This window comes from Rhodococcus sp. FW305-130 (assembly GCF_058788335.1).
Genome location: NZ_JBYTAP010000013.1, coordinates 46,633 through 72,421, shown reverse-complemented (window position 1 = coordinate 72,421; position 25,789 = coordinate 46,633). Strand labels below are relative to the sequence as shown.

Here is a 25,789-nt window from a genome sequence, read left to right as displayed (position 1 = left end):
CACCCGTCAGTGACATGGACGGAGTTGGCCCGTCAGTGACTGTTCGATCCCACTGCTGAACTCGAATCATCCTTGGCACGAATCAGTTTCGATGCGATGAACTGGCCGAGATCGGCAACGGCGTCTGCTGCTTCCTTCACCAGTGACGCCTGTGCGTGAGCCACATGCCACAGTCGTGCGTACTCCACCAGGGACACGTCGACGCCGGCAGCGGAGAGCTTGTCGGTGAACGTCATGATCTGCGGGTAGAGAACTTCCTCGGAACCGACGTGAATCCTGGTGGGCGGCAACCCGTCGAGCTTGCCGTGCATCGGCGCGTAGCCAGGATCAGTACGGTCGCCACCGGCAAGGTAAGCGTCGGCGGCATCGAAGGACCAGGCTGTGTTGACCACCAGGTCGGCCTTTTTGGTGGCACCCCGATCGCCGGGATCGACCCACGGTGAGATCAGTGCGAGCGCGCCGGGGGTCACGCCGTGACGCTCGATCAGACGTAGAGCGGTCGCCGCGGCCAAACCGCCACCGGCCGAATCGCCGGCGATGGCAACGCGGTCTTCCGAATAGTCGAACTCGGTGACCAACTGCATGAAGGCTGAGACCGCGTCGTCGAGAGCGGCGGGATACGGATTCTCCGGCGCGAGACGGTAGTCCAAGGTGAAGACGGCACTGGACGACTCACGCGCGAGATGAGCTGCGAGAGAACGGTGTGTGGCCAGCGAACCCAGCGTGTACGCCCCGCCATGCAGGTAGAGAACTGCAGTGGGGCGCTCGGTTGGGCCGACGGTGATCTTCTCTGCCGGTCGGCAAGCCAGCTCCAGCGGGCGCACGACGGCGCCCGCTGGAACCTGCTGTAGCGGTGCCCCGGCCTCGAGCAACAGACGTTGAATCCGATACGGCAGCCGCGAGTTGAAAGCCAGACGGAAGTACGGCTTCAACAAGAATGCGACCACGGGCAGCGGAAGGGTGAACGTGCTCACCGGCAGGGCTCCTGACTCTTTATGCGAACTGCGCTGTGAAACGAACGACGCTGTGAAACGAACGACGCTGTGAAACGAACTCAGCTGGACTTGGGCATCATTCGGCCGGCGACGATCGCGACGATGCGCTGGTAGCCCGATCCTACGAGGCGAACCCAGGCGTCGAGTGCGATTGCGTCCAACCCGATGAGAACTCGCGGCTTGCTCTTGCGAACACCGTTGACGATCGTCTTGGCGGCGTCCTCCGGAGTGGTGCGCGCGAGCTTGCGGTCGAAGAACTCGGAGAAGACCGCAAGATCTTCACCCGGGCCTGCGGTGGCGTTGCGTGCGATGGCGGTCTTGATTCCGCCCGGGTGCACACAGGTCACCTTCACCGGGTGCTTGGCGATCAGCATTTCCTGGCGAAGCGACTCGGTGAAACCGCGAACGGCGAACTTGGCCGAGTTGTAGGCGCTCTGACCCGGCATCGACAGCAGACCGAAGAGGCTCGACACGTTCACGATGTGCCCGTCACCGGAGGCGATGACGTGGGGAAGGAATGCCTTGGTGCCGTTGACAACTCCCCAGAAGTCGACGTCCATGACACGTTCGAAGTCCTTGAACTCGGACTTCTCGAAGGTGCCGTGGTACGCGATTCCGGCGTTGTTGTAGATCTGGTTGACCTTGCCGAAATGGGCGACAACCGCGTCGGCGTACTCGAGAACCGCCTCGCGCTGAGTCACGTCGAGATGGTCCGACTTCACCTCGGCGCCGATGGCCTCCACCAGACGCGCTGTCTCGGCGAGCCCGACGGTGTCCACGTCGGAGATCGCCAACTTGGCGCCCTGGCCGGCCAGGTTCAGTGCGAGTGCGCGACCGATGCCCGATCCCGCTCCGGTGATGACTACGACCTTGCCTGCAAAATCACTCATTGTGCTACTGCCTTCTCGTCGTCGAGGTCGATCTGTGAAGTGGTCGCGGTGCCGACGGCGCCGAGATCCGAGGTGGCGACGCTGCGGTATGCCGCGAGGTCGAAATGCTTGGTGGCATTGCGGAACTGGAAGGTGAAGCCAGGCCACAGGGTGGTGTTGTTTCCGTGCTTGTCCATGTACCAGCTGGCGCAACCACCGTTGTTCCACACGCTCTTGGACATAGCTGCCTGCAGGTCCTTGTTGTACTTGTCCTGCTTGTCCTTGCGCACCTCGATGGTGCCGATGTCGTACTTGTCGATGGTGGCGATCGCGTCGACCAGGTAGTTGATCTGCGACTCGATCATGAAGACCATCGACGAATGTCCGAGGCCGGTGTTGGGGCCGACCAGGAAGAACATGTTGGGGAAGTTGGCAACTGCCGCGCCCTTGTATCCCTGCATGCCGGTCTCTTCGAAGACCTCGGCGAGCGAGCGTCCGTCCTTGCCGAAGATTCCCGCGAAGGTGGGGGAGTCGGTGACGTGGAATCCGGTCGCCACGACGATGGCATCGATCTCACGCGTGGTGCCGGTCTTCGAGACGATCCCGTTGGCGGTCACCTCCTCGATGCCTTCGGTCACCAGGTCGACATTGTCCTGGGCGAGGGTGGGGAAGTAGTTGTTCGAGATCAGCATGCGCTTGCAGCCGATCTGGAAGTTGGGCATGACCTTCTTACGAAGATCCTTGTCCTTGATCTGAGCCTTCAGGTGACGCTCGGCGGCGAACTGCAGCGGCTTCATGAAGACCGGCGCCTTGGCCAGGCCGACGACCTGCGTCTCTCGCATCCAGTAGATACCGGTGCGGCACAACTTCTGGAAGCCGGGGAGGTACTTGAACGCGAGATGCTCGATCTTGGTGTACTCGCGGTCTGCGCGGGGCAGGATCCACGGCGCCGTGCGCTGGTACACGTCGAGGTGTGAGACCTTCTTGCCGATAGCGGGCACGATCTGGATGGCGGAGGCGCCGGTTCCGATGACGGCCACGCGCTTGCCCGTCAGATCGGCATCGTGGTTCCAGCGCGAGGAGTGGAAGATCTCGCCCTTGAAGCCGTCGATGCCCTTGATGTCCGGGAGTGAAGGCTCACACAGTGCGCCGACGGCCGAGACGACGATCTTTGCGACGAATTCACCCTTGTTGGTGCTGACGTGCCACTGAGCCGACGACTCGTCCCAGCGGGCGGAGAGAACGTCGCAGTCGAAAATGTGCTTGTCGAGCACCTTGTGGCGGTTGGCCACCGACTGGATGTACTTGTAGATCTCGGGCTGGGTGGAGAAGGAGCGCGTCCACTCCGGATTGAGTGCAAAAGAGTACGAGTACAAATGCGACGGCACGTCACACGCGGCGCCCGGGTAGCTGTTGTCACGCCAGGTTCCACCGACGTCGTTGCCGCGCTCGAGAACGACATAGTCGGTGATGCCGGCCTGTGCCAGTTTGATCGCCGCACCGAGACCGGCGAAACCGCTGCCGATGATCAGTGTGCCGACGTGGCGAGTATCCGCGGCAGGTGCTGAGGTATCTGTAACTGGAAGACTCATGTAGGGAACGATATGCCTTTATTGAGTCACGGTCAATAGCTTATTGATGGATATTCAGTAGTCTATTGGGCATGGACGCAGTAAAGCGAACGCGGCTCGACCCTGCGCAACGCCGAGCGCAACTCATCGACCTCGGGGCGCGCATGCTGGCCGAACGGCCGCTCGAGCAGATTTCCGTCGAGGACATCGCCGATCAAGCGGGGGTGTCGCGTGGGCTTCTGTTCCACTACTTCGCGTCGAAAAGCGAGTTCCATCTGGCGATCGTCCGACACAGCAGTGAACAGATGCTCCAGCGCACGGAGCCGAGCGAGTCGGACGATCCGATGCTCACCCTCCGCTCGGTGCTGGCGTCGTACGTCGACTACGTGACCGAGAACCGCAATACCTACGTCTCGCTGCTCCGGGGGACCGCCAGCGGGGATCCCCAGATGCGTGAGGTGTTCGAGCAGACTCGCGACATCATGGCCAAGAGAACCCTCGATCAGCTCCCCAAGATCGGCCTGACTCGAACGCCTCAGGTGGAGTTGGCCGTTCGAGGTTGGATCGCGTTTGTCGAGGAAGCCACCATCAGTTGGCTCCGCGCGCCCGCAATCACCCGCGAGGAACTGATCGACCTGACGGTTCAGTCGTTGCCCGCGTTGGCACTGGCCGCCGTCGGCTTCGATGCCGGGCCGGATCTGGGTCTGCTGCAATCGAATTGACGTGAACGCAGAAAGGCCGGGCCCCACACTCCTTGCGGAATGTGGGGCCCGGCCTTTGGGTACTGCCACTGCTTACTTGGTCGGCAGGAACGCCACTGCTCAGTTGGTCGGCAGGAACGCCACTGCTCAGTTGGTCGGCAGGAACGCCTCGTCCAAGATCTCCTGCTGCTCCACCGCGTGCACCTTGCTCGATCCCGAAGAGGGAGCGGACATCGGACGACGCGAGATGCGCTTGATGCCGGTCAAGGTCTCCGGCAGAAGATCCGGCAGAGCCAGTCCGAGGAACGGCCACGCACCCTGGTTTGCGGGCTCTTCCTGAACCCAACGGAACTGATCCGCATTCGGGTAACGGTCCAGGGTCTCCTTGAGACGACGCTTCGGCACGGGGTAGAGCTGCTCCATGCGCACGATTGCGATGTCGTCACGCTCGTCCTTGTGCTTCTTCGCCAGAAGCTCCCAGTACAGCTTGCCGCTGACCAGCAGAACCCGCTTGACCGATTCGCGGGCGCTTTCGCCGCTCTCGAATGCAGGCTCCTCGAAGACCGAACGGAACTTGCCCGTCGTGAAGTCCTCGACGTTGCTGACTGCAGCCTTGTTACGCAGCATCGACTTGGGCGTGAAGACCACCAGCGGACGGCGGATGCCGTCGAGGTGATGGCGACGCAGCAGGTGGAAGTAGCTGGCCGGAGTCGACGGAACCGCAACGGTCATCGAGCCTTCTGCACACAGCTGAAGGAAACGCTCGATGCGACCGGAGGTGTGGTCCGGACCCTGACCCTCGTGACCGTGTGGCAGGAGCAGCACGACGTCGGAGAGCTGACCCCACTTGGCCTCACCTGAAGAGATGAACTCGTCGATGATGGTCTGCGCGCCGTTGACGAAGTCACCGAACTGCGCTTCCCACAGGACCAGAGCGTCGGGGTTACCCACCGAGTAGCCGTACTCGAAGCCCAGACCTGCGTACTCGGTGAGTGCGGAGTCGTAGACCATGAACTTGCCGCCGTTTTCGGCGTCGGCAGCGATCTTGGCGATCGGGCTGTACTCGTTGCCGGTCTTGCGGTCGATGAGGACCGAGTGACGCTGCGTGAACGTTCCACGCTTGGAGTCCTGACCCGCGAGACGGATCAAGGCACCCTGCTCGGCCAACGAGCCGAACGCGAGCAATTCTGCGAACGCCCAGTCGACATGTCCCTCACGGGCCATCTCGCGGCGCTTCTCGGCAACCGGCTTGACGCGCGGGTGAACGGTGAAGCCGTCGGGGACGTTGACGAACGCATCACCGATGCGCTCGAGGACCTCGGGAGCGACAGCCGTGGTCAGGCGAGCCGGGGGAGTCTGGTCGAGTTCGACGGACTCGGACGGTTCGGGCTGGAACTTCTCGAGTTCACGGACCTCGTTAAAGACCCGTTCGAGCTGGCCCTGGTAGTCGCGAAGTGCGTCTTCGGCTTCCTTGAGCGAGATGTCACCGCGGCCGATGAGGGACTCGGTGTAGCTCTTACGAACGCTGCGCTTGGTGTCGATGACGTCGTACATCGCCGGCTGGGTCATCGACGGATCGTCGCCCTCGTTGTGACCGCGGCGGCGGTAGCAGATGAGGTCGATGACGACGTCCTTGCCGAACTTCTCACGGAAGTCGACGGCCAGCTGAGCAACCCAGACGCACGCCTCGGGGTCGTCGCCGTTGACGTGGAAGACCGGTGCGGCGATCATCTTCGCGACGTCGGTGCAGTACTCGGACGAGCGTGAATGTTCCGGAGCGGTGGTGAAGCCGACCTGGTTGTTCACGACGATGTGTACGGTGCCGCCGGTGCGGTAGCCGCGAAGCAGCGAGAGGTTCAGCGTCTCGGCGACAACGCCCTGACCGGCGAATGCAGCGTCACCGTGCAGCATGAGCGGCAGGACGGTGAAGCCTTCTTCGCCCTTGTCGAGGATGTCCTGCTTTGCGCGGACCAGGCCTTCGAGAACCGGGTCGACGGCCTCGAGGTGAGACGGGTTGGCGGTCAAGGAGACAGCGATGTCGTTGTCACCGAACATCTGGATGTACGTTCCGCTGGCGCCCAGGTGGTACTTCACGTCGCCGGAGCCGTGAGCGGCTGCCGGGTTCATGTTGCCCTCGAACTCCGTGAAGATCTTGGAGTACGGCTTGCCGACGATGTTGGCAAGCACGTTGAGACGGCCACGGTGCGGCATTCCGATGACGACCTCGTCGAGCTGGTGCTCGGCGGCCTGGTCGATCACGGCGTCCATCATCGGGATGACGGCTTCGGCGCCTTCGAGCGAGAAGCGCTTCTGGCCGACGTACTTGGTCTGCAGGAACGTCTCGAAGGCCTCGGCGGCGTTGAGCTTGCTCAGGATGTACTTCTGCTGAGCGACCGAAGGCTTGGCGTGATGGCCCTCGACGCGGTCCTGGATCCACTGACGCTGATCCGTCTCGAGGATGTGCGTGTACTCGACGCCGACGTGGCGGCAGTACGCGTCGCGCAGCACGCTCAACACGTCGCGCAGCTTCATCTTCTCTTGGCCGTGGAAGCCGCCGACCTTGAACTCGCGGTCCAGATCCCACAGCGTCAGGCCGTGGCTGATGACGTCGAGGTCGGGGTGGCTGTGGAACTTGTCCTTGACGAACTGCAACGGGTCCGTGTCGGCCATGAGGTGGCCGCGGTCACGGTATGCAGCGATCAGTTCGAGAACACGGGTGTTCTTGTCGACAGCGCCTTCCGGCACGTCCTTGCGCCAACGCACCGGCTCGTACGGGTTGCCGAGCGCGTGGAAGATCTCGTCGTAGAACTCGTCGCTGATCAGCAGGTTGTGGATCGTGCGCAGGAAATCGCCCGACTCGGCACCCTGGATGATGCGGTGATCGTAGGTCGAGGTGAGGGTCATCAACTTGCCGACGCCCATCTCGGCCAGCTTCTCGTCGCTGGCGCCCTGGAACTCGGCGGGGTATTCCATCGCGCCGGCACCGATGATGGCGCCCTGGCCCTTCATCAGGCGAGGAACGGAGTGAACCGTGCCGATGCCGCCCGGGTTGGTCAGCGAAATGGTGACGCCGGTGAAGTCTTCGCCGGTGAGCTTGCCTTCACGGGCGCGTCGGACGATGTCCTCGTACGCCGCGTGGAACTGGACGAAGTTCATCGACTCGGTGTTCCGGATGGCGGCAACAACCAGTGAGCGGTTGCCGTCCTTGCCGGGAAGGTCGATCGCGAGTCCGAGATTGGTGTGCTCGGGCGTGACCGCGTTCGGCTTGCCGTCGATTTCGGCGAAGTGCCGGTTCATGTTGGGGAACGCGTTGACTGCCTGGACGATCGCGTAACCCAGGAGGTGGGTGAACGAGATCTTGCCGCCGCGGGTACGGGCGAGGTGGTTGTTGATGACGATGCGGTTGTCGAACATCAGCTTCGCGGGGATGGCACGCACGCTGGTTGCTGTCGGAATCTCGAGCGAGAGCGACATGTTCTTGACGACCGCTGCTGCGGCGCCGCGGAGAACCTTGGTTTCCTCGGCTCCGCCGGCGGGAGCGGGCTTCGCGGGTGCGGCCGCGGGCTTGGCTGCTGCAGGCTTGGCCGGGGCGGCCTTCGCGGCGGGCGCTGCCGTCTTCGCGGGGGCCGGTGCGGCAGCCTTGGCAGGCGGCGCAGGAGGTGCGGTCTTGGGGGCGGGAGGCGTGGCCTTGGGAGCAGCAGGCGGAGCTACAACAGCGGCGGGTGCAGCCGCGTTGCCGTTCGAGGCAGTCCCGTTTCCACCTCCCGTGTTCGCCGAGTCCGGCGAGTAATCGGTCAAGAATTCGTGCCAACTGGGATCCACGGACGACGGATCGTCCTGGAAGCGTTGGTACATCTCGTCAACCAGCCACTGGTTCTGTCCGAATTGGGATGTAGAACTGCTGCTCACGGCAGGTGTTCGCCTCGTTTCTATTTCGGTACCCGATCAGAGCGCCTATATATGTGAGATTAGCCCGAGCGTGTGACGAGCAATTGTGCGGCACACAATTTGTGAGCTGTCTCACGGAAGTCCGTGATCTTGCGATCGCGCACTACCTCTCGGCGGTACAAATCCGTGCCGACTGTCACGCGACGGGGTTGCCTTCGATGACAGTTCTCGACGTCAGATTATTCCCCTCACGCGCCTGCGATGCATCCCAGAGTCCCGAGTAGTGACCACCGGCATACCGCAGAACATCGTGCGGGCCGTATTCAACGATACGTCCCCGGTCAACTACGACAACGAGGTCCGCTCGGGCAGCTGTCGCGAGGCGGTGAGCTACGACGACGGAAGTCCGTTTCCGGGTGACCGACCGACTTGCTTCGAGCACCATTCGTTCGGTCGCGGGATCGAGCGTCGCGGTCGCCTCGTCGAGGAGCAGAAGGTCCGGGTCGACCAGTTCGGCACGGGCCAATGCGATCAGTTGGCGTTGGCCTGCCGAGAGCCCCTGACCGCGCTCGCCGACGGGATGATTCATGCCTCCACGCATGTCGGCTATCGAATTCAGTGCGCCGACGGAACGCGCCGCTTCCTCGATCTCCGCGTGCGACGCCGACGGCCTCCCGTACGCGATGTTGTCGGCGACCGTGCCGGTGAACAGATGCGCCTCTTGCGGGACCACGCCGAGGCGACGTCGGTACTGCGAGAGGTGGAAGTTCCGGATGTCGGTTCCGTCCACGTCGACGGATCCGGACGTCGGGTCGTAGAAGCGGGCGAGCAACTTCACCACCGTCGACTTCCCGGCACCAGTTCTGCCGACGAGGGCAACCGTCGTGCCCGGCGGAATCTGCAGATCGAAATCGGAGAGGGCGTCGACGTCCGCACCGGAGTACCGGAACCCGACCCCGTCGAGATAAACGGCGCCGTCGAGCCGTCCGGAGATCGCGATCAGATCCTCGCTGTCGGCTGTTTCGATCGAACTCCGAGTACGCAGAAGGTCACCGATTCGTTGCAATCCGACGTTTGCCTGTTGGTAACCATCGAACACTTGTGAGAGTTGCTGAATCGGTCCGAACAGCAGGCCGAGGTAGAGCACGAACGCGATCAGTACGCCGGGCGACGTCGACCCGTTGGCGATCTGGTGCGCGCCGACGAACACCACTGCGGCCAACGCGAGGTCGGACAGGAACGAGATGAACGGGAAGTAGATCGAAATGGCTCGCTGCGACCGCATCCGCGATCGGCGGTAGCTTTCGGAGCGTTCTGCGAACCTACGCGCCGCACCTTCTTCGCGGCGGTAGGCCTGAGCCGCTCGCAGACCGGCGATGTTCTCCTGGAAGTCGGCATTGACGAGCGAGATCCGTTCGCGGGACTGGCTGTAGGCAACCGAGGAGATCTTGCGGAAGATCACGGTCGCAACCACGAGCGGTGGGATGACGGCCAGTGCCACCAGTCCGAGCGTCACGTCGGTCGCCAGGAGTGCGATCGAAATTCCGCCGACGGTCAGAACGCTCACGATCGCCGTCGACATGCCGGTTTGGATGAACGACGACAGCGCGTCGACGTCGGTGGTCATGCGCGTCATGATGCGCCCGGACAATTCACGTTCGTAGTAGTCCAGACCCAGACGCTGTAGGTGTGCATAGCTGCGTACGCGGAGCCCGAACAACACGCGTTCGCCGGCCCGGGCGGTGAGCACCGTCATGACCGCGACGACGACCCAGTCCGCTGCGACCAGGAGCGCGCCGAATGCCGTCGCTATCCAGAGCGTGCTGCTGTCCGCGGTCACGACTCCGTGGTCGATCGCGTATCTGACGAGGGAGGGAAATGCGATCGCCGCTGCGGAGTCCAGGGCAAGGCACACGACAACCGCCAGTAGAACCCAGCGGACCGGCCTCAAGATCTGTCGGAGTGAGAACTGTGGATTCGATTCGCGCAGGCTCTCAGGAGCGATTCCGGGGTCTTCGCGTGCGGGTGGGAGAGCGTCGACTGCTGCCCGCAGGGACGGCGTCACCGCGATTCCGCTGAGCGCTCCGGCCATCGGTCCGCCCGCACCCTGCGTCGTAGCGGCTGTGCTGTCGGCTTCGGATTCCGGTGCCTGCGGCCACAACTGCTCGGTTGTCGGCTCGCTGCGGTCACGTCCGAAAGCATCGGAGTCGACGTCGTCGAGTTCGGCCGGTAGTTCCGGCGGCGAGGAGAACAGGGCACGAAAGAGCGGACATCGCGCTTCCAGTTCGTCCACGGTTCCGGAGTCGATGATCCGTCCGCCGTCGAGAACCGCGACCCGGTCTGCGAGCGTCAGGGTGGACCGCCGGTGAGCGAGGATGAGCGTGGTCTGGCGCCGTCTGGCCCGGAACGCGTCGAAGATCGCGGCTTCGGTAGCCGCATCGACTGCGGAGGTCGCGTCGTCGAGGACCAGGATCCGTGGGTCGACGAGCAGTGCCCGGGCAAGTGCGATGCGCTGACGCTGGCCGCCCGACAGCGTCAGACCTCGTTCACCGACAACGGTGTCGTATCCGTCCGGGAGTGCCTCGATGAACGAATCTGCCTGTGCCAGTGCTGCTGCGTCGCGGATGTCCTCGTCGGAGGCGTCCTCGCGGCCAAGTGCGATGTTGGCGGCAATGGTGTCCGAGAACAGGAAGGGCTCGTCGAAGACGAGGCTGACGGCGGCACGAAGCTGCTCACTGCGCAGTTCGCCGATGGGGAACGTCTCGCCGGCGGTATCGACTGTCACCGCACCCGAAGTCGGTGCGTAGAACCGCGGGAGAAGCAAGGACAACGCGGTCTTGCCCGACGCGGCCGGACCCACGACGGCGACGGTCTCGCCCGGTTCTATGCGGAGGTTCAGCCCGGTCAGGACGTCGCGTTCGGTGTCGAATCCGAATGCCACGTCGTCGAAGGTGACTCCGAGAGGACCGTCGGGCAGGTCCACCGGATGGTCTGGATCGGCGATGTCCGGCTGAGCGTTGATGACGTCGTAGACACGCTCTACAGCGGCGCGCGCCAGCTGCGCCATGACGATGACCGACGACAGAGTTCGGGTGACTCCGGTCATCGTCACGATGTAGGTGGCGAACGCGAGAAACGTTCCCACGGTGATCTTGTCGTGCAGTGCGAGATACCCGCCGAGAGCGATCACTCCCACCTGCCCGAGCTGGGGCAAGGCGGCCATGGTTGGCGCGAATTTCGCGTTCAACCACGCGGCGCGAAGGCGCTCGGAGTACAGCGTGCGGCTATGTTTCTCCAGCTGGTCGACGGCTCGTTGTTCCTGCCCGAATCCCTTGACGACGCGAACGCCGGTGACGGTTTCCTCGACGTGTTGGGCGAGGTCGGCGGCACGCTGCTGCGCGGACCATGTTGCGGCGAAGAGCATCGGTCGCATCAGGAACACCACCAGCCCTACTGCTGGGATGACGGCGACAGCGACGAGAGTCAACAGCGGCGAGAGCCACGCCATGATGCCGATCGCCAGCACGAATTGCAGGAGCGCTCCCGCGGACATCGGCACCATCGCGAGCAAACCCTGGACGAGCTGCAGATCCGTGATGGACCGGGAGACCACCTGGCCTGTGCGGATCTGATCCTGCCCTCGTCCGTCGAGGCGTTGCAGCGAACCGAGCAGGGCGAGCCGCAAGTCGTGTTGAACGTCGAGCGAGAGTCGGCCGGCAAGCATCCGTCGGCCGTACTGGCACGCGAAGCGGACGATCGCGAGCAACGCGATCGCCAACGCGACGAACCCGATCACCTTGCCCGGGTTCTCCTGGCTTGCGGCGTCGAGCGCATAGCGGGTCAGGAGAGGAAACGAGATGTCGATCGCAGAGGCGATGACCGTAACGAGTAGCGCGCCGATCGCAACTCTTCGATGCAACCAGCATGCGTGGGCCAAGCGGCGGATCCAGCCCGAAGCTCGATCCACCTCTCCAGCTACCGGACTGTCCGTGTTGATCGTGTTCATCGAGATCCACGGTAGACCCGGCCCCAGACAGCTTTTTCAGGTGATGTCGCGGGTCCTGGTCCGTAGCCAACCGAGCCCACAGAACAGAACTACCCAAGCGGCCAGCATCATCGGGCCGCTCGGCCAGGACGCAAACGCGTCGACGTCGATCGACGGGGCCGCATTGACGATCGTGCCGATCGTGGCCGATACCGGAAGCGCGGCCCCGATCCCACCGAGATCCATCGCGAGCAGCACGGCGCGGACGATCCATTCACCGAAGACGAACCACAGGATGACCGAGAGGGCACCGGCCATCGACGAACCGGTGAGCAGGGCCACCCCAGCGCCGAGTAGTGCCCACAGCGCACACGCCAGAATGCCTGCGGCGCAGATGGCGAAGAGATCGGTGGTGAAGCTGAAGTCCCGGCCGAAGAGCAACATCGCGCCGATGCTGACTACTTCGACCGCCAGTGCGTAGCCGACGGCGAATACCGCGACGACGGCAAGCTTTGCGCCGAGAACTCCGTCGCGGCCGCGAGCTGTGAGGAACGTTGTGGTGAGAGTCTTGTAGCCGAATTCGGATCCGGCGGTGAGCGCTCCGAAGACGGCCGCGAACACCAGGACAAGCGTGTTGGAGACACCGAGGCTGACGCCGGTGGACACGACATCGACGTCGAAAGTGGTGTCGGCCGAATCGGCTACAACTTCGACGAACGTCCGAGTCGAGGCAGCAATCAGCACGGCCACGACCACCGGTGCGATGGCCAGTGCCCACCAGTAGCGCAAGGTGAGAACTTTGAGTGTCTCCGCGCGCACGAGCGTGGTCATCTGTGTCCTCCGGAAGGTCCGTATGCGGCAGGGCCGTAATAGCCCGGTCCGGAACCGGGACCGGGTGGGCGGTGGTATCCGACCTGGGGAACCGCGTACTGCGGTGTTGTCATCGCGAGGAACAGTTGCTCGAGATCTGCGCCTTCGGTCGCGACACCGAAGATCGTGACACCGGCGGCGGATGCCACCGGTGGGAGCACCGACGTGTCGGTGCCGCCCACGGCGAGCCGTCCGTCCTGCGTGATCTGGGCGTCGATGATTCCGCGAGCGGCCAATGCCGTGGCGAGGAGCGCTGGGTTGGAACACGAGACGAGCAGTCGACTGCGCTGGGAGCGACGAAGTTCGTCCATGGTCCCTTGGTAGACGAGTGAGCCGGCGCTGACGATGACCACGCTGTCGACGGTCGCTTCCACTTCACGAAGCGCGTGGCTCGAGATCAGAACCGTTCGGCCGGAACCGGCGAAGGTCTGCAGGAACTGACGTAGCCACGCCATGCCTTCGGGGTCGAGTCCGTTCGCGGGTTCGTCGAGGACGAGGATCTCGGGATCACCGAGCATCGCGGTGGCAAGGATCAGGCGTTGGCGCATCCCGAGTGAGAAGGTGCCGGTCTTGTGGGCTCCGACCGAACTCAGACCGACCATGTCCAGAACCTGCGCTGCGCGCTGAGTCGGCATGCCGATAGCGGCCGCGTAGATCTCGAGGTGTCCGAGCGCCGTTCGTTTCGGATGGAGACTGCCGACGTCGAGTACTGCGCCGACGGTCCGGGCCGGGTTGGGCAGCAAACGCATCGGAGTGCCGTTGATCGTGGCCGATCCCGACGTCGGTGACACCAGTCCGAGGAGCATCCGCAACGTGGTCGTCTTGCCCGAACCGTTCGGGCCGAGAAACCCGGTGATCGAGCCCGCCTGAACGTCGAAGCTCAGGTCGTTGACCGCGCGCGCCGCCTTGAACGTCTTCGTCAACCCACGAATCTCGATGGGGGCAGAGAAGGATCCCATTGCGGTGTTCGTCAATGCTGCTCCCGGGTCGGCGGCGAATACGTGATGCGAGCCTACGGCCCGGACGGCTATCTGCGGATGGCCCGGCGTGACTCCGTCTGGGGAAGCACTGCGGCATCGTCGGCAGGCATCACGATCAGGTGATCGGTCCACCTGGCCGGTGCGGGTCCGAAGGCTTCGCGCGCATTCTTGACGACGCCCTTGCCGATGGCTCGGTTACCCGCACCGCCGATGACCGCACCGATTCCGGCGGGAACGAGCTTGCCGAGGATCAGTGCGCTGCGCTTGGCGGCGTACTTGGTCACGAATTTCCGCACGAGGGTGCTGTTCATTCCCCTCATCGTGGGTCCGGGAATCTTGCTCGTGATTGCCGTTCCCCAGTTCTTGGCCGTGATTCCGGTGGCCTTCTGGACGATCTCCATGCCGGATTCGCCGAGTGCGACTGCCAGGACCAGGGCGCGTCGTTGCTGATGATCCTGCACGGAGATTCCGTGCACAGACGCGATTGCCAATGTGAGCAGCGCCGACGCTTCGAGGAAGAAAGCCGATTCCGCACCGACTGCAGCGATGGACGCGACTGTTCCGACGCCCGGCACCGCGGCCGTGGCACCGACGGCGCTGCCGCTTCCGGTCACGGCGAGAATGAACATCTTTTCCATCCGCTCGACGATCTGAGCAGGTGACTCGTCGGGGTGCGCTTTACGGACGTGGTTGACGTATTTGGCCACTGCGGGCGCTTGCAGGCGGCTTCCGTTGTCGAGAACGGAAACGAGGACCTTCTCGATACGCCCGCTGTCGTTGTTCTTCGACTTGCTCATTGCTGCCCCTCCACAGTTGTCTTCCTCTGAAGCGAGGTGGACCGTATCTCGAGAATAGGTGAAGTTTTCGGTAGCGGCGGTGATCGCAGGGGCCATAGGCTCGTACGAGACTCGGTTTTCTTCGTGAGTTTTCCCAGGCAGGAGTTCGAGTGTTATGACCGCCACTTCGGAATCTCGTTCGACGACCATCTGGCCGACACTGCGCTACCTCGACGCCCGGGCTGCAATCCACTTTCTGGTGAGCACCTTCGGTTTCGTGGAGAAGGTCGTCTACGGCGAGGGAGACGTGGTGGACCACGCCCAACTCGACTGGCCGGGCGGTGGCGGCATCATGCTGGGTTCGCCGCGCACCGATTCGGCGATCGCCGGCCTGCCGCCTGGAATCGGTTCGGTATACATCGTCGTGGACGACGCGGACGCAGCTGATGCACTCCACGAACGCGCTGTCGCGGCGGGCGCCACGATCACGCAGGGATTGCGCGACGAGGACTACGGTTCGCGGGGGTTCACCTGCCGTGATCCCGAAGGTGTGTACTGGAGTTTCGGCACGTACGCAGGGGAGTAGCCGCCGCGACCTATCTGGTGGCCCAGTGCTCTGCTGGAACCACTTCCGACGGGATGGGCGGGTGAGGCGGTGTGCCGTCCCCGAACGGTCGGCCACCCAACTGTTCGCGGCCGTGCGGTTCGAGCCAGTGCGTCAATTCCGGTCCCTTGGGCACGATTCCGGAGGGATTGATCTCGGAATGCACGATGTAGTAGTGCGCTTTGATCTGTGTGAAGTCGATGGTGTCACCGAATCCGGGAGTCTGGAACAGATCGCGTGCGTAGTCCCACAGCACCGGCATCTCGCTGAGTTTGCTTCTGTTGCACTTGAAGTGGCCGTGATAGACGGGATCGAATCGCACCAGCGTGGTGAACAGGCGCACATCGGCCTCGGTGATGGTGTCTCCCACCAGGAAGCGTTGCCGGGCAAGACGTTCGGTGAGCCAGTCGAGGCGGGCGAACAGCGTGTCGTATGCCTCGTCGTACGCCTGCTGTGAACCTGCGAAACCGCAGCGGTAGACGCCGTTGTTGACGTCGCGGAACACGTACTCGGCCACTTCGTCGATTTCGTTTCGCAGAGGCTCCGGGTACAGATCCGGTGCGCCTTCGCGGTGGTACTTCTTCCATTGCGTCGAGAAGTCGAGGGTGATCTGTGGGTAGTCGTTCGTGACCACCTTGCCCGTCGCGATCTCCACCATGGCGGGCACCGTGATTCCCCTGGGGTATTCGGGATCTCGGGCGAAGTACGCGTCCTGTAGTCGCGGGATCTTCAGTACGGGATCGACGCCGCCCGGGTCGAGATCGAAAGTCCAGCTTCGCTTGTCGTGAACCGGACCGCAGATGCCCATCGACAGTACGTCTTCGAGGCCGAGCAGACGGCGGACGATGATGGCGCGGTTTGCCCACGGGCAGGCACGTGCCACGATCAACCGGTATCGCCCCGGTTCGACGGGGTAACCGTCGCGACCGTCCTCGGTGATCCGGGTCGGGATGTAGTTGGTGTCGCGTTTGAATTCACGACCCTCTTCGACGAATGTCGGTTCGCTCGCGCCGTCTTCCGTACTCATCTGCGGTCCCTCTCGTTCGAGTGTCATTTCGAGTGTCAACTGGGCAGGTGCACGTGTACCCGAGCGTATGCCCCCAGAACGTCGAATTTGGCTTTACGTGGAAGCGTCGCGGCGATCGCGCTGCCGCGACTCGTGCGTAGCTGGGGGATCAACCCGGAATCGAGAGCGTCCTCCGCAGCGAGAAGCGTTACTGCGCAGCCGATTCCGTGACGGCGATGCGCAGGAGCAGTCAGGGTCGTGAGATCTGCCACGAATCCCTGAAATTCGGAGTACGCCGCGCATCCGAGCACCTCGGTGGAATCGGTGACGGCGGTGAACCACCGCGTCCGGTTCTCGAGGTCGGCCGTGGTGCTGTCGTCGGGTGGGCACAGCGCAGCGACGGCGAGGGCGTCGTCGACCTCGTGGGAAATCAGCAGTTGCTCGTCGGGTGGCGCGTCCGTGTAGTCGCCGAGGAAAGCGAGATCGACGGGACCGGTGATTCGGCCGCCGTGATCGCCGGCGATCTCGAGGAGACGCGCCGGTTGCAGTAGTGCGTCGACGGAGATGTCCTCTGTGCGCTCGATGAACCACTGTGGCCCGACGATCGCACCGGAGCCTGCCAGATCGAGAACGTGGATGTCGTCGCCGACGACCCGGGCCGTGTGCGCCGGACGCAGTGCCGAGTCGCCGAGTCCCAGCTCACGCGCCCAGGCAAGTCGGATGATGTCGAGGTGATGATCGTCCACTCGCTACAGGCTAGTCCGATTCGAACGGGTTGATCGAGACGGACAGAGGTCGTATATTCCATGTGGACTATTTCGGGTGGAATAGTCAAGAAATGGTCAATTGCGGCTCGTCAGTCAACTACGGCTTGTCAGGGAGGGGGACTCATGGGTGACGTGTCACTGACGCCTTTGGGAATCACCGTGCTGGGCCTGCTGTCCGAGCGTTCGATGCACCCGTACGAGATGTACCAACTCGCCTCGGTGCGGCGGGGCGATCAGCTGGTGAAAATCAAGCCGGGATCGCTCTATCACACGGTTTCCCGGTTGGAGAAGCAGGAACTTCTGGCTTCGATCGGGACCGATCGTGAGGGCAACCGCCCGGAGCGGACGACGTACGAGATCACTGCCCGTGGCCGTGATGCCCTCGAACATCAACTACGCGAGATGTTGGCGGTTCCGGTGCGGGAGTATCCGCGGTTGCCGCTCGCGCTTGCCGAGATGCACAACCTCTCCGCATCGACTGCGTGTCAGATGCTTCGGATCCGTCTCGCGCACCTCGACAAGACGATTGCGAAATTCGAGGTCGACTACGAAGCGGTGAAGGCCGCGGAGAAACCACGAATCTTCACGGTGGGCGCGGACTACGCCCACGCACTGACCGTCGCCGAAAGAGAGTGGATCGGCGCGTTGGTGACAGACATCGAGAGCGGCGAAATGCCCTGGCTCTCACAAGAACTTCTCGACCGGCTGGCCGGCTCCGCAGGCTCGTCCGCACTACCTAAGGACTGAAGATGGAAAAGCAGGTCAATCCCTGGCACGCGCTGTGGGCGCTGTGTATCGGGTTCTTCATGATTCTGGTGGACAGCACCATCGTCGCTGTCGCCAACCCCGCGATCATGGAGGACCTCGGCACCGACATCAACAAGGTCGTCTGGGTCACCAGCGCGTACCTGCTGGCGTACGCGGTGCCGCTGCTCGTCACCGGCCGACTCGGTGACAGGTTCGGTCCGAAGAACCTGTACATGATCGGCCTCGTACTGTTCACCGGCGCATCACTGTGGTGCGGTCTGTCCGGCAGCGTCGAGATGCTCATCGTCGCAAGGGCTTTCCAGGGCCTGGGCGCTGCAATGATGACGCCTCAGACGATGGCCGTCATCACACGCACGTTCGCGCCGAACAAGCGTGGCGCCGCAATGGGTCTGTGGGGCGCCGTTGCCGGTGTTGCCACCCTGGTGGGTCCGCTTGCCGGTGGCGTCCTGGTGGACAATCTCGGCTGGGAATGGATCTTCATCGTCAACGTCCCGGTTGGTGTCATCGCCTTCCTGCTCGCGTGGAAGCTCGTTCCGTCGTTGCCGACCAGCGAGCACAAGTTCGACATCCCCGGCGTGATTCTCAGTGCCGCAGGCATGTTCCTTCTGGTGTTCGGAATCCAGGAAGGCAGTTCGTACGACTGGAACGGATTCGTCTGGAGCCTGATCGGCGCCGGTGTGGTGTTGCTCGCGGTGTTCGTGTTCTACCAGTCGCGCAACAAGAACGAACCCTTGCTTCCCTTGGAGCTCTTCAAGGATCGCAACTTCTCACTCGCCAATGTCGCCATCACCGCGATGGGCTTTGCGATCACGTCGATGGTCCTTCCGCTGATGTTCTACACACAGGCAGTTCGTGGCCTCTCCCCGACGCAGTCGGCGTTGCTGCTCGTTCCGATGGCAGTGCTGACCGGTATCTTCGCCCCGATCATCGGCAAGCTCGTCGACAAGACACATCCGCGCTACATCGCCGGCACCGGCTTCCTGCTGTTCGCCGTCGCCTTGGGTTGGCTGGCACTGGTGATGTCTCCCGACGTCGCGATCTGGGAACTGCTCCTGCCGATCGGCCTGATCGGCTTCGCCAACGCGTGCATCTGGTCTCCGCTCGCGGCCACCGCCACACACAACCTGCCTCCGATGCAGGCGGGCGCGGGCGCCGGCGTCTACAACACCACCCGGCAGGTGGGTGCAGTTCTCGGCAGCGCTGCGATCGGCGCTCTGATCACTGCACGATTGGCGGCTCAGGGACTGACCGGCGGCAGTTCGGAAGCCGGCGTGGGTCACCTCCCCGAGTTCGTCCGTGAACCGTTCAGCACGGCGATGTCGGAGTCGATCTGGCTACCTGCGGGTGTGCTGCTCATCGGTTTCGTCGCGTCGGTGTGCTTCGCCCGGCCTTTACGCGGGGACGCGCACGACGACGCGATGGCCGTCAGTGCCGAAGCGCGTCGGGAAACATCACTGCGCGATTGAGATAGTCGCTCGGGTCAAGGGCTCGCTTGATCGCCCACATCGTGGCTATGTCCTGCGCCGAGAGGGCCAGGTCCAGATAGTTGCGTTTGAGCGAGCCCACCCCGTGCTCGGAACTGACGTTTCCGCCGTGATCGCGAACCAGCTCGAGGACACTGCGATACACGGTGTCGGCGTTCGGACAGTTCAGGACGTTGAGGTGGATGTTTCCCTCGGCGACGTGTCCGAACAGGATCGGAATTGCCTCGGGCGCTCGGCTCGCGATCACCGCCGTTGCGTCCTCGGTGAAGGTGGCAAGCGAGTCCAGCGGTAGCGCCGCGTCGAATTTCAGTGGGGGACCGAACAATCCGACCACCTCGGCGAAGCATTCGCGTGCCGCCCACAAGCGCGTCGAGCCGGGGGCGTCGACCGCCACGGCCGGGGTCTGCGGTGGGCCGATGCGTTCGAGCAGCTCGGCCAGGTCTTCCAGCGGATCGTGGGCCGCGGACACCTCGGCGAGGAGGTACCACGGTCGCCCCGTCGGAACCGCGGCGTTCAAATGGCGTGCGGCCAGTTCGAGACCGCGCCCGTCCAACAATTCGAGTGCGTCGACGCCGTCGAGAGCGCGCAACACTCGCCCCGCCTCGACGACGTCCTGGAGTGCGTCGAAACCGATCAGCGACGTCACGCGGTAGGTCGGTATCTTCCGTAATTTCAGGTCGACGGAAGTGACCACCCCTAGAGTTCCTTCGCTACCGACCCACAGCGCGGGCAGGTTGTATCCGGAGTTGTCCGACAGCACTTTCGGTGACCGGCGCACAGTAGTTCCGTCGGGGAGTACCACCTCGAGTCCGAGCACCTGTTCGGCCATGTTCCCGTATCGAACCGTGTGCAGGCCACCGGCATTGGTGGACACCATGCCGCCGATCGTCGCAGTGTCCCGCGAGGCTATGTCGACACCGAACTTCAAACCGGCGGCGGCCGCCGCGGAATGTACCTGCGCGAGTGTCACTCCCGCCCCGACGGTGATCCGCCCGGCGGCAAGATCGACGTCGCCGATCGCCGCGAGGCGTTCGGTGGAGAGCAGGACGTCGTCGTGTTCGGGCACCGTGCCGGCGACCAGGCCCGTTCGCCCGCCCTGAACGGTGACCGGTACACCGCGGGAGCGGCACACGTTCAGCAGTGCAGCGATTTCGGCTGTATCGGCCGGTCGGACCAGGGCGCAGGCACGGCCCGTGTACCGCCCTGTCTGATCGGTGGAACGGGTCGTCAACACGTCGGCGTCGGTGACGACGAACCGGTGTCCCACAACGTCCGCGAGCGCATTTCTCAGACCGTCCACCCGACGATCGTAGGCCGGTTCGATGTGGCAGTGTGGCGGCATGACTGCTCCCGAATCGCATCCCACCCGTCTCGAGCGCTTCACCACCGATGGTGGTGCCGAGGTGGCTGTCCTGACGTTCGCGCACGGACCACTCAATCTGTTCGATCAGGCCATGTTCGACGCGGTCATCGCCGATGTTGCGGCGCTGACCGAAAACCCACCGCGCGCGGTGCTTCTGCGCGCCGAGGGCAAGGTCAACTCGGCCGGCGTCGACGTCCATGTGTTCGACGGCCTCGACCCGGAGCAGGGCGCGGAGTTGTGGCGCCAACTGTTTGCCCAGATCTGCCATCCGCTCGAGGCATTGCCGTGCCCGGTGATCTATGCGGCGCACGGGTTGACGCTGACTGCTGCATTCGAGATCTCCTTGGCCTGCGACATCATCCTCGCGGCGCCCAAGGCGAAGTTCGGACTGGTCGAGACAGTGGTCGGTCTGACGCCGTCCATGGGTGGACCGCAGCGTTTGGCCGAGCGTGCCGGTTCCGGACGGGCTCGGGAGTTGGTCATGACCGGCGATCTCTACGACGCCGTAACCCTGCACTCGTGGGGCGTCGTCAATGCAGTTCACGACGATGTCGATGCTGCGGCGCGTGCCCTGGCGACCAGGCTGGCGGACGGACCCACGCGAGCCCACGACGCCACCAAGCAGATCGTCGCGGCCTGGCGTTCCGGCGGGATCGCTCATGCGGATTCGGTGACTCCCGGAGTGTCCGGTGCGCTGTTCGCCACCGATGACCTACGCGGCGCTGTCCGCAGTTTCCTCGACGTCGGACCGGGCAAAGCGGTCTACTCCGGAAAGTGAGTTTGCGACGATTATCGCCAGAGACCTCCACGAACTGTGATCCACGTCATATAGTCGAATGGCCGGTGGGTTGTCAGTGACGTGGAGGTATCGATGCGGTCGACGCTTGTGGAATACCCGTGTTCGAATCAGCTCCTCGCCGACGCCCGCGTCACCCGCGCCGGTGACGGGGTGCTTCGGTACAGCCAACTGGACCCGTCGTTGTCCGAACTACTGGACATCGCCGTCCATCGGTTCTCCTCACGCGTCGCGGTCGAGGAGGTCGACGGCGAGCAGGTCACCTTCGCGGAGCTGTGGGCCGAGGCGTCGCGGGTCGCGGGAGGGCTGAAGTCGCGGGGCGTCGAGATCGGTGACCGTGTGGCCATTCGTGTCGCCGCTGGGGTGAGGTGGATGGAGGCGTGCCTCGGCGTCATCCTCGCCGGCGGTGTTCCGGTCTCCGTCGGTGTGCACTTGAGTGATGACGCGGCGGACTTCGTCATCGCGGACAGTGGTTCGGTGTTGGTGCTCGACGGGGAACTCCCGCACGGTGTTCCGTTCATCGACGACGGCGCCGCCCCGGACGAGATGGCGATCCTCGCGTACACCGCGGATTCTTCGGGCGAGATGCTTGGCGTCGAGTTGAGTAACGAGAACGTGCTTTCTGCCATCGTCGGAATTCTGCACTCGCGTGACTACGGCGTCGAAGGTGTGCGGAATCTGCTGGTGGACAACGACTTCAAGTCGGTGCGGCAGTTCGTGCACGTGCTCGCGACGTTGGTGGTCGGTGGAACGGTGGTCCTCGCCGGGGACTTCTGGCGTGAGAGTGTGCATACCGTCGACATCGTGACCGGGCGGCCCGAGGACTTGCTCGAGCCACGGTTGCTCACGCTCGGGCCGGCGGCGCGTTCCGGTTCGAGGTCGGTGCAGTGGATCGATTGCAGCGGGTCGCCGATCACGGCCGAACAGGAATCCAAGCTGCTGACTCTGTTCCCGGCCGCTCGGCATGTGATCGGGTGGGGTAAAACCGAAACCTGTGGGGCTGGTCTCATTCTGCCAACCGAGTCGGCGCCCACCCACCTCGGAAGCGTCGGAATCGCTTTCGGTGGAATGGAAGTGGCGTTGTACGGCCCGGATGCTCCAGGTGGTTTCGGTGAGTTGCTGTGCCGTGGACCGAGTGTCACGCGTCGGTATTGGAACTCGCCGCAAGCGACCTCGACGAGGTTCACCCAGGGGTGGTTCTGCACTCACGACACCGCGCAGATCGACCCCGATGGCTTCGTCCGTATTGTCGAACGCAACGTCGCGTAGTCACGCGAGCGTGGTCGACAAACGAGAGGGACATCATGGCGGACGAGGTTCTCACCGAGCGGCGCGGGCGGACACTGATCATCACCATCAACCGGCCCGAGGCGCGTAACGCCATCAACTCGGCGGTCAGTCACGCGTTGGCCGCCGCGGTCGAAGAGCTCGATGCGGACGACGATCTGTCCTTGGCCGTGCTGACAGGAGCCGGCGGAAACTTCTGTGCCGGTATGGATCTGAAGGCATTCGCGGCCGGCGAGAACGTCCTCGTGCCGGGACGCGGTCTCGGATTCACGGAAGGGCCACCGCGTAAGCCGATCATTTCGGCGGTCGAGGGCTTCGCGTTGGCAGGCGGCACGGAACTCGTGCTTGCCACCGACCTGGTGGTGGCGTCGTCCGAAGCGAAGTTCGGTATCCCGGAGGTCAAGCGAGGACTGGTTGCAGGTGGCGGCGGATTGTTGCGCCTGCCCAAGCGGATTCCGTACCAGAAGGCTCTGGAACTGGCGCTGACCGGCGACAGTTTCACCGCCGAGGAGGCATACCGCTACGGCTTCGTGAACACGTTGACCGAACCGGGCAAGGCGCTCGACGGCGCACTGGAGCTGGCTGATCGAATCACCCGCAACGGACCGCTCGCGGTAGCGGTCACCAAGGAGATCATCGTCAAGGCCGGCGGTTGGTCCGACGACGAAGCTTTCGCGAAGCAGTTGCAGGTCATGGCGCCGGTATTCGCATCCGAAGATGCACGCGAGGGCGCGACGGCGTTCGCCGAGAAGCGCGCCCCGGTCTGGAAGGGGCGGTAACACCGACATGGCTACACCTGTCGCAGAACTGCACATGCACATCGAGGGTTCTCTGGAGCCCGAACAGATTTACCGACTTGCCGAGCGCAATCGAATGGATCTGCCGTACAAGGACATCGACGATCTGAAGTCGAGGTACGAGTTCACCGACTTGCAGTCGTTCCTCGATCTCTACTTCGCCAACATGGCCGTCCTGCGCACCGCGGAGGATTTTGCCGACCTGACGCGAGCGTACTTCCGCCGGGCGGCTGCGGCCGGCGTCGCGCATGCCGAGTTCTTCTTCAATCCACAGGCGCACGTAGTCCGTGGTGTTCCGCTGACCGAGGTCCTGGACGGGATCATGGATGCGGTGGCATCGAGCGAGCGCGAGTTCGGGCTCAGCAGCGCGGCAATCGCCGCCATCCTCCGAGATCAGCCCGTCAAGGACGCCGAGGAGATCTTCTCCGAGATAATTCGCCTGCAGGCTCCGATCGTCGGGCTCGGACTCGACTCCGCGGAGGTCGGCAACCCGCCGTCACTGTTCGAGGACGTGTTCGCCCGCGCGCGTGCCGAGGGTTTGCACGTCGTCGCTCACGCCGGCGAGGAGGGACCGCCCGAGTACATCTGGCAGGCGCTCGACATTCTCGGCGCCGAGCGGATCGACCACGGAGTCCGGGCACTCGAGGATCCTGCCCTGATCGAGCGTCTGGTCGACGAGGAGATTCCACTGACGGTCTGCCCATTGTCGAACGTTCGTCTGCGGGTGTTCGATTCGCTGTCGGATCACCCGCTTCGATCGATGCTCGAGATGGGTTTGATCGTCACGGTCAACTCCGACGACCCGGCCTACTTCGGGGGATACGTCGACGACAATTTCACCGAACTGGGCCGAGCCTTGGGTCTGACCGAGGCCGAGCGAGACACCCTCGCCCGGAACTCGATCAAAGCCTCGTTTGCGAGCGATGCGCGAAAAGCGGAACTGCTGCGGCGCTGACCGTCAGTCGCCCAGCACCTGACGCAAGTAGTCGTTGTCGAACACACGATTCGCGTCGTACTTGTCTCTCACAGCGACAAAGTCGTCGAGTCGGTCGTACGTAGGACGCAGGTCGTCGACGGTCCGGTTGTGCATTTTTCCCCAATGCGGCCGGCCGTCGACGGCGCGCGCGATGGCTTCCACTGCGGCGAAGTATTCGGTTTCGGGTCGTCGGTGGTACTGGTGTACAGCGATGTATGCGGTGTCGCGGCCGTGAGCAGTCGAGAGCCAGAGGTCGTCGGCGGCAGCAAAACGTACTTCGACGGGGAATGCGACGTTTGTTCCGGACTTCTTCATCCAGCGATCGATTTCGTGGAGTGTCTCGGTGACGTGTTCGCGGGGAATCGCGTATTCCATCTCCTTGAACTTCACCCGGCGCGAAGACGCGAATACTCGGTAGCTGCGATCGGTGAACTCCCGGGCGCCGAGCAATCGAGACGACACGTTGTTGATTCTCGGGATCGCGGCCGGTGCCAGGGTGGCAACGCGGTTGACACCTTCGAAGAGTGTGTTCGAGAGGAGTTCGTCGTCGACGAACGCGCGAACCTTGCCCACTGGATCGGGTTCGGTATCTCCGGGCAGTCGCGTATTGCTCTTCGTCAGGACACGGTCGGTGTGCGGAAACCAGTAGAACTCGAAGTGGTCCAAGCCCAGACGATCGCTCTCGAGGGTGTCCAGTATGTGAGACAGCGTGTCGGGTTCCTCGATTGCGCGAAGTGTGAATCGCGGGACGCAGGCGAGAGTGATCTTCGAAATGATGCCGATTGCGCCCAATCCGAGGCGGCCTGCTTCGAACAATTCGACGTTTTCGTCTGCGCTTGCGGTAACGACGGATCCGTCGGCGAGAACGATCTCGATTCCGCGAATCTGTGTGGCGATACCGCCGAATCGTGCGCCGGTGCCGTGTGTGCCGGTGGACGTCGCGCCGGCCAGTGACTGGACGTCGATGTCGCCGAGATTGGCCATCGCATATCCGCGTTGCCACAAGGCGTCGTTGAGAGCATGAAGGCGAGTGCCTGCAAAAACAGTGACCAGCGCACCGTCGTCGGTCGGCGTGATCGAGTCGATTCCGCTCAAGTTGTCCAGGCTGACGAGGACACCGTCGGTGACCGCGACACCGGTGAACGAATGGCCGGCGCCGACGGCCTTCACGCGTTGGCCGCGCGCCGCGGCCTCGGCGACCAACGACGAAAGTTCACGGGTATTTGTCGGCGTCGCAAAGCGACGCGGCGCGGCACTTTGAGTGCCCGCCCAGTTCTGCCAAGTGTCCGAAGCCATTACGCAATAA

General features: G+C 63.5%; 19 protein-coding genes and 2 pseudogenes. 8 read left to right on the top strand and 13 right to left on the bottom strand.

Features of this window, described 5'->3' with window-relative positions; translation table 11 throughout:
* Positions 1–32: 32 nt before the first annotated feature.
* From AC3WQS_RS29650 to AC3WQS_RS29640, 3 genes are all read right to left on the bottom strand, one after another.
* Positions 33–974: an alpha/beta hydrolase fold domain-containing protein gene (locus AC3WQS_RS29650; RefSeq protein WP_256065713.1), complete on the bottom strand. Its 942-nt coding sequence runs from the start codon at positions 972–974 to the stop codon at positions 33–35.
* Positions 975–1,054: 80 nt separating this feature from the next.
* Complete coding sequence (locus AC3WQS_RS29645) at positions 1,055–1,885, bottom strand: SDR family NAD(P)-dependent oxidoreductase (RefSeq protein ID WP_492713263.1); 831 nt, start codon at positions 1,883–1,885, stop codon at positions 1,055–1,057.
* Positions 1,882–3,456: a flavin-containing monooxygenase gene (locus tag AC3WQS_RS29640; RefSeq protein ID WP_019749332.1), complete on the bottom strand. Its 1,575-nt coding sequence runs from the start codon at positions 3,454–3,456 to the stop codon at positions 1,882–1,884. Before AC3WQS_RS29640 ends, AC3WQS_RS29645 begins: the two co-directional genes overlap by 4 nt.
* A 71-nt stretch (positions 3,457–3,527) precedes the next feature.
* Here AC3WQS_RS29640 and AC3WQS_RS29635 point away from each other — a divergent pair, with 71 nt between their 5' ends.
* Positions 3,528–4,157: a TetR/AcrR family transcriptional regulator gene (locus AC3WQS_RS29635; protein ID WP_007736130.1), complete on the top strand. Its 630-nt coding sequence runs from the start codon at positions 3,528–3,530 to the stop codon at positions 4,155–4,157.
* A 126-nt stretch (positions 4,158–4,283) separates the two neighbouring features.
* Here the strand turns inward: AC3WQS_RS29635 and AC3WQS_RS29630 are convergent, their stop codons facing one another.
* The 5 genes from AC3WQS_RS29630 to AC3WQS_RS29610 all read right to left on the bottom strand — a co-directional run bounded on the left by AC3WQS_RS29630 (position 4,284) and on the right by AC3WQS_RS29610 (position 14,656).
* Positions 4,284–8,045 (bottom strand): multifunctional oxoglutarate decarboxylase/oxoglutarate dehydrogenase thiamine pyrophosphate-binding subunit/dihydrolipoyllysine-residue succinyltransferase subunit, encoded by a 3,762-nt coding sequence (locus AC3WQS_RS29630; RefSeq protein WP_019749330.1) that lies wholly within the window; start codon positions 8,043–8,045, stop codon positions 4,284–4,286.
* Between the two features lie 175 nt (positions 8,046–8,220).
* Entirely contained in the window at positions 8,221–12,030 is a 3,810-nt protein-coding gene (locus AC3WQS_RS29625; protein WP_492713262.1) for an ABC transporter ATP-binding protein, read from the bottom strand.
* 36 nt (positions 12,031–12,066) lie between these two features.
* On the bottom strand, positions 12,067–12,840 hold the full coding sequence (locus AC3WQS_RS29620; RefSeq protein ID WP_019749328.1) for an ABC transporter permease: 774 nt from the start codon (positions 12,838–12,840) through the stop codon (positions 12,067–12,069).
* Positions 12,837–13,838, bottom strand: coding sequence for an ABC transporter ATP-binding protein (locus AC3WQS_RS29615; RefSeq protein WP_020723663.1), 1,002 nt, complete (start codon positions 13,836–13,838; stop codon positions 12,837–12,839). The genes AC3WQS_RS29620 and AC3WQS_RS29615 overlap by 4 nt, the downstream gene beginning before the upstream one ends.
* Positions 13,839–13,906: 68 nt before the next feature.
* Entirely contained in the window at positions 13,907–14,656 is a 750-nt protein-coding gene (locus tag AC3WQS_RS29610; protein WP_492713261.1) for a hypothetical protein, read from the bottom strand.
* A 154-nt stretch (positions 14,657–14,810) separates the two neighbouring features.
* Between AC3WQS_RS29610 and AC3WQS_RS29605 the strand changes: the two genes are divergently transcribed.
* Entirely contained in the window at positions 14,811–15,221 is a 411-nt protein-coding gene (locus tag AC3WQS_RS29605; RefSeq protein ID WP_019749325.1) for a VOC family protein, read from the top strand.
* Between the two features lie 10 nt (positions 15,222–15,231).
* Here the strand turns inward: AC3WQS_RS29605 and AC3WQS_RS29600 are convergent, their stop codons facing one another.
* Both AC3WQS_RS29600 and AC3WQS_RS29595 read right to left on the bottom strand, forming a co-directional pair.
* Positions 15,232–16,266, bottom strand: a complete 1,035-nt coding sequence (locus AC3WQS_RS29600) for a glutathione S-transferase family protein (protein ID WP_020970189.1) — start codon at positions 16,264–16,266, stop codon at positions 15,232–15,234.
* Between the two features lie 35 nt (positions 16,267–16,301).
* Complete coding sequence (locus AC3WQS_RS29595) at positions 16,302–16,991, bottom strand: GNAT family N-acetyltransferase (RefSeq protein WP_020970188.1); 690 nt, start codon at positions 16,989–16,991, stop codon at positions 16,302–16,304.
* Positions 16,992–17,135: 144 nt separating this feature from the next.
* On the opposite strand from AC3WQS_RS29595, the gene AC3WQS_RS29590 reads away from it, so the two are divergent.
* Both AC3WQS_RS29590 and AC3WQS_RS29585 read left to right on the top strand, forming a co-directional pair.
* The gene (locus AC3WQS_RS29590) at positions 17,136–17,759 is read left to right on the top strand and encodes a PadR family transcriptional regulator (RefSeq protein ID WP_019749322.1); all 624 of its coding nucleotides are present in this window, start codon (positions 17,136–17,138) and stop codon (positions 17,757–17,759) included.
* A 2-nt stretch (positions 17,760–17,761) separates the two neighbouring features.
* Positions 17,762–19,246, top strand: coding sequence for a DHA2 family efflux MFS transporter permease subunit (locus AC3WQS_RS29585; protein ID WP_019749321.1), 1,485 nt, complete (start codon positions 17,762–17,764; stop codon positions 19,244–19,246).
* On the opposite strand, the pseudogene AC3WQS_RS29580 reads toward AC3WQS_RS29585, so the two are convergent.
* Both AC3WQS_RS29580 and AC3WQS_RS29575 read right to left on the bottom strand, forming a co-directional pair.
* Positions 19,206–19,928, bottom strand: a pseudogene (locus AC3WQS_RS29580) (FAD-binding oxidoreductase); the annotation flags it as partial. The gene AC3WQS_RS29585 and the pseudogene AC3WQS_RS29580 overlap by 41 nt on opposite strands.
* A gap of 120 nt (positions 19,929–20,048) precedes the next feature.
* Positions 20,049–20,606 (bottom strand): annotated as a pseudogene (locus AC3WQS_RS29575) (FAD-binding oxidoreductase); the annotation flags it as partial.
* Here AC3WQS_RS29575 and AC3WQS_RS29570 point away from each other — a divergent pair.
* From AC3WQS_RS29570 to AC3WQS_RS29555, 4 genes are all read left to right on the top strand, one after another.
* Positions 20,605–21,405 carry an enoyl-CoA hydratase/isomerase family protein gene (locus AC3WQS_RS29570; protein WP_021344976.1) on the top strand — a complete coding sequence of 267 codons (801 nt, stop codon included), beginning with the start codon at positions 20,605–20,607 and terminating at the stop codon, positions 21,403–21,405. The pseudogene AC3WQS_RS29575 and the gene AC3WQS_RS29570 sit on opposite strands and share 2 nt — an antisense overlap.
* Before the next feature lie 93 nt (positions 21,406–21,498).
* Positions 21,499–22,692, top strand: coding sequence for a class I adenylate-forming enzyme family protein (locus tag AC3WQS_RS29565; protein ID WP_042952424.1), 1,194 nt, complete (start codon positions 21,499–21,501; stop codon positions 22,690–22,692).
* A 35-nt stretch (positions 22,693–22,727) separates the two neighbouring features.
* Positions 22,728–23,489, top strand: a complete 762-nt coding sequence (locus AC3WQS_RS29560; protein ID WP_492713260.1) for a crotonase/enoyl-CoA hydratase family protein — start codon at positions 22,728–22,730, stop codon at positions 23,487–23,489.
* A 7-nt stretch (positions 23,490–23,496) separates the two neighbouring features.
* A complete protein-coding gene (locus AC3WQS_RS29555) occupies positions 23,497–24,462 on the top strand; it encodes an adenosine deaminase (protein WP_019749316.1) in 966 nt (321 codons plus the stop codon).
* A 3-nt stretch (positions 24,463–24,465) separates the two neighbouring features.
* Here AC3WQS_RS29555 and AC3WQS_RS29550 read toward each other — a convergent pair whose 3' ends face one another.
* A complete protein-coding gene (locus AC3WQS_RS29550) occupies positions 24,466–25,779 on the bottom strand; it encodes a D-arabinono-1,4-lactone oxidase (RefSeq protein WP_492713259.1) in 1,314 nt (437 codons plus the stop codon).
* Positions 25,780–25,789: the final 10 nt, after the last annotated feature.

Coding starts and splice junctions, on each gene's coding strand:
- AC3WQS_RS29645 (WP_492713263.1), bottom strand. CDS start 1,885: ATGAGTGATTTTGCAGGCAAGGTCGTAGTCATCACCGGAGCGGGATCG.
- AC3WQS_RS29615 (WP_020723663.1), bottom strand. CDS start 13,838: ATGGGATCCTTCTCTGCCCCCATCGAGATTCGTGGGTTGACGAAGACG.
- AC3WQS_RS29625 (WP_492713262.1), bottom strand. CDS start 12,030: ATGAACACGATCAACACGGACAGTCCGGTAGCTGGAGAGGTGGATCGA.
- AC3WQS_RS29600 (WP_020970189.1), bottom strand. CDS start 16,266: ATGAGTACGGAAGACGGCGCGAGCGAACCGACATTCGTCGAAGAGGGT.
- AC3WQS_RS29605 (WP_019749325.1), top strand. CDS start 14,811: ATGACCGCCACTTCGGAATCTCGTTCGACGACCATCTGGCCGACACTG.
- AC3WQS_RS29610 (WP_492713261.1), bottom strand. CDS start 14,656: ATGAGCAAGTCGAAGAACAACGACAGCGGGCGTATCGAGAAGGTCCTC.
- AC3WQS_RS29585 (WP_019749321.1), top strand. CDS start 17,762: ATGGAAAAGCAGGTCAATCCCTGGCACGCGCTGTGGGCGCTGTGTATC.
- AC3WQS_RS29560 (WP_492713260.1), top strand. CDS start 22,728: ATGGCGGACGAGGTTCTCACCGAGCGGCGCGGGCGGACACTGATCATC.
- AC3WQS_RS29570 (WP_021344976.1), top strand. CDS start 20,605: ATGACTGCTCCCGAATCGCATCCCACCCGTCTCGAGCGCTTCACCACC.
- AC3WQS_RS29635 (WP_007736130.1), top strand. CDS start 3,528: ATGGACGCAGTAAAGCGAACGCGGCTCGACCCTGCGCAACGCCGAGCG.
- AC3WQS_RS29590 (WP_019749322.1), top strand. CDS start 17,136: ATGGGTGACGTGTCACTGACGCCTTTGGGAATCACCGTGCTGGGCCTG.
- AC3WQS_RS29565 (WP_042952424.1), top strand. CDS start 21,499: ATGCGGTCGACGCTTGTGGAATACCCGTGTTCGAATCAGCTCCTCGCC.
- AC3WQS_RS29640 (WP_019749332.1), bottom strand. CDS start 3,456: ATGAGTCTTCCAGTTACAGATACCTCAGCACCTGCCGCGGATACTCGC.
- AC3WQS_RS29620 (WP_019749328.1), bottom strand. CDS start 12,840: ATGACCACGCTCGTGCGCGCGGAGACACTCAAAGTTCTCACCTTGCGC.
- AC3WQS_RS29555 (WP_019749316.1), top strand. CDS start 23,497: ATGGCTACACCTGTCGCAGAACTGCACATGCACATCGAGGGTTCTCTG.
- AC3WQS_RS29550 (WP_492713259.1), bottom strand. CDS start 25,779: ATGGCTTCGGACACTTGGCAGAACTGGGCGGGCACTCAAAGTGCCGCG.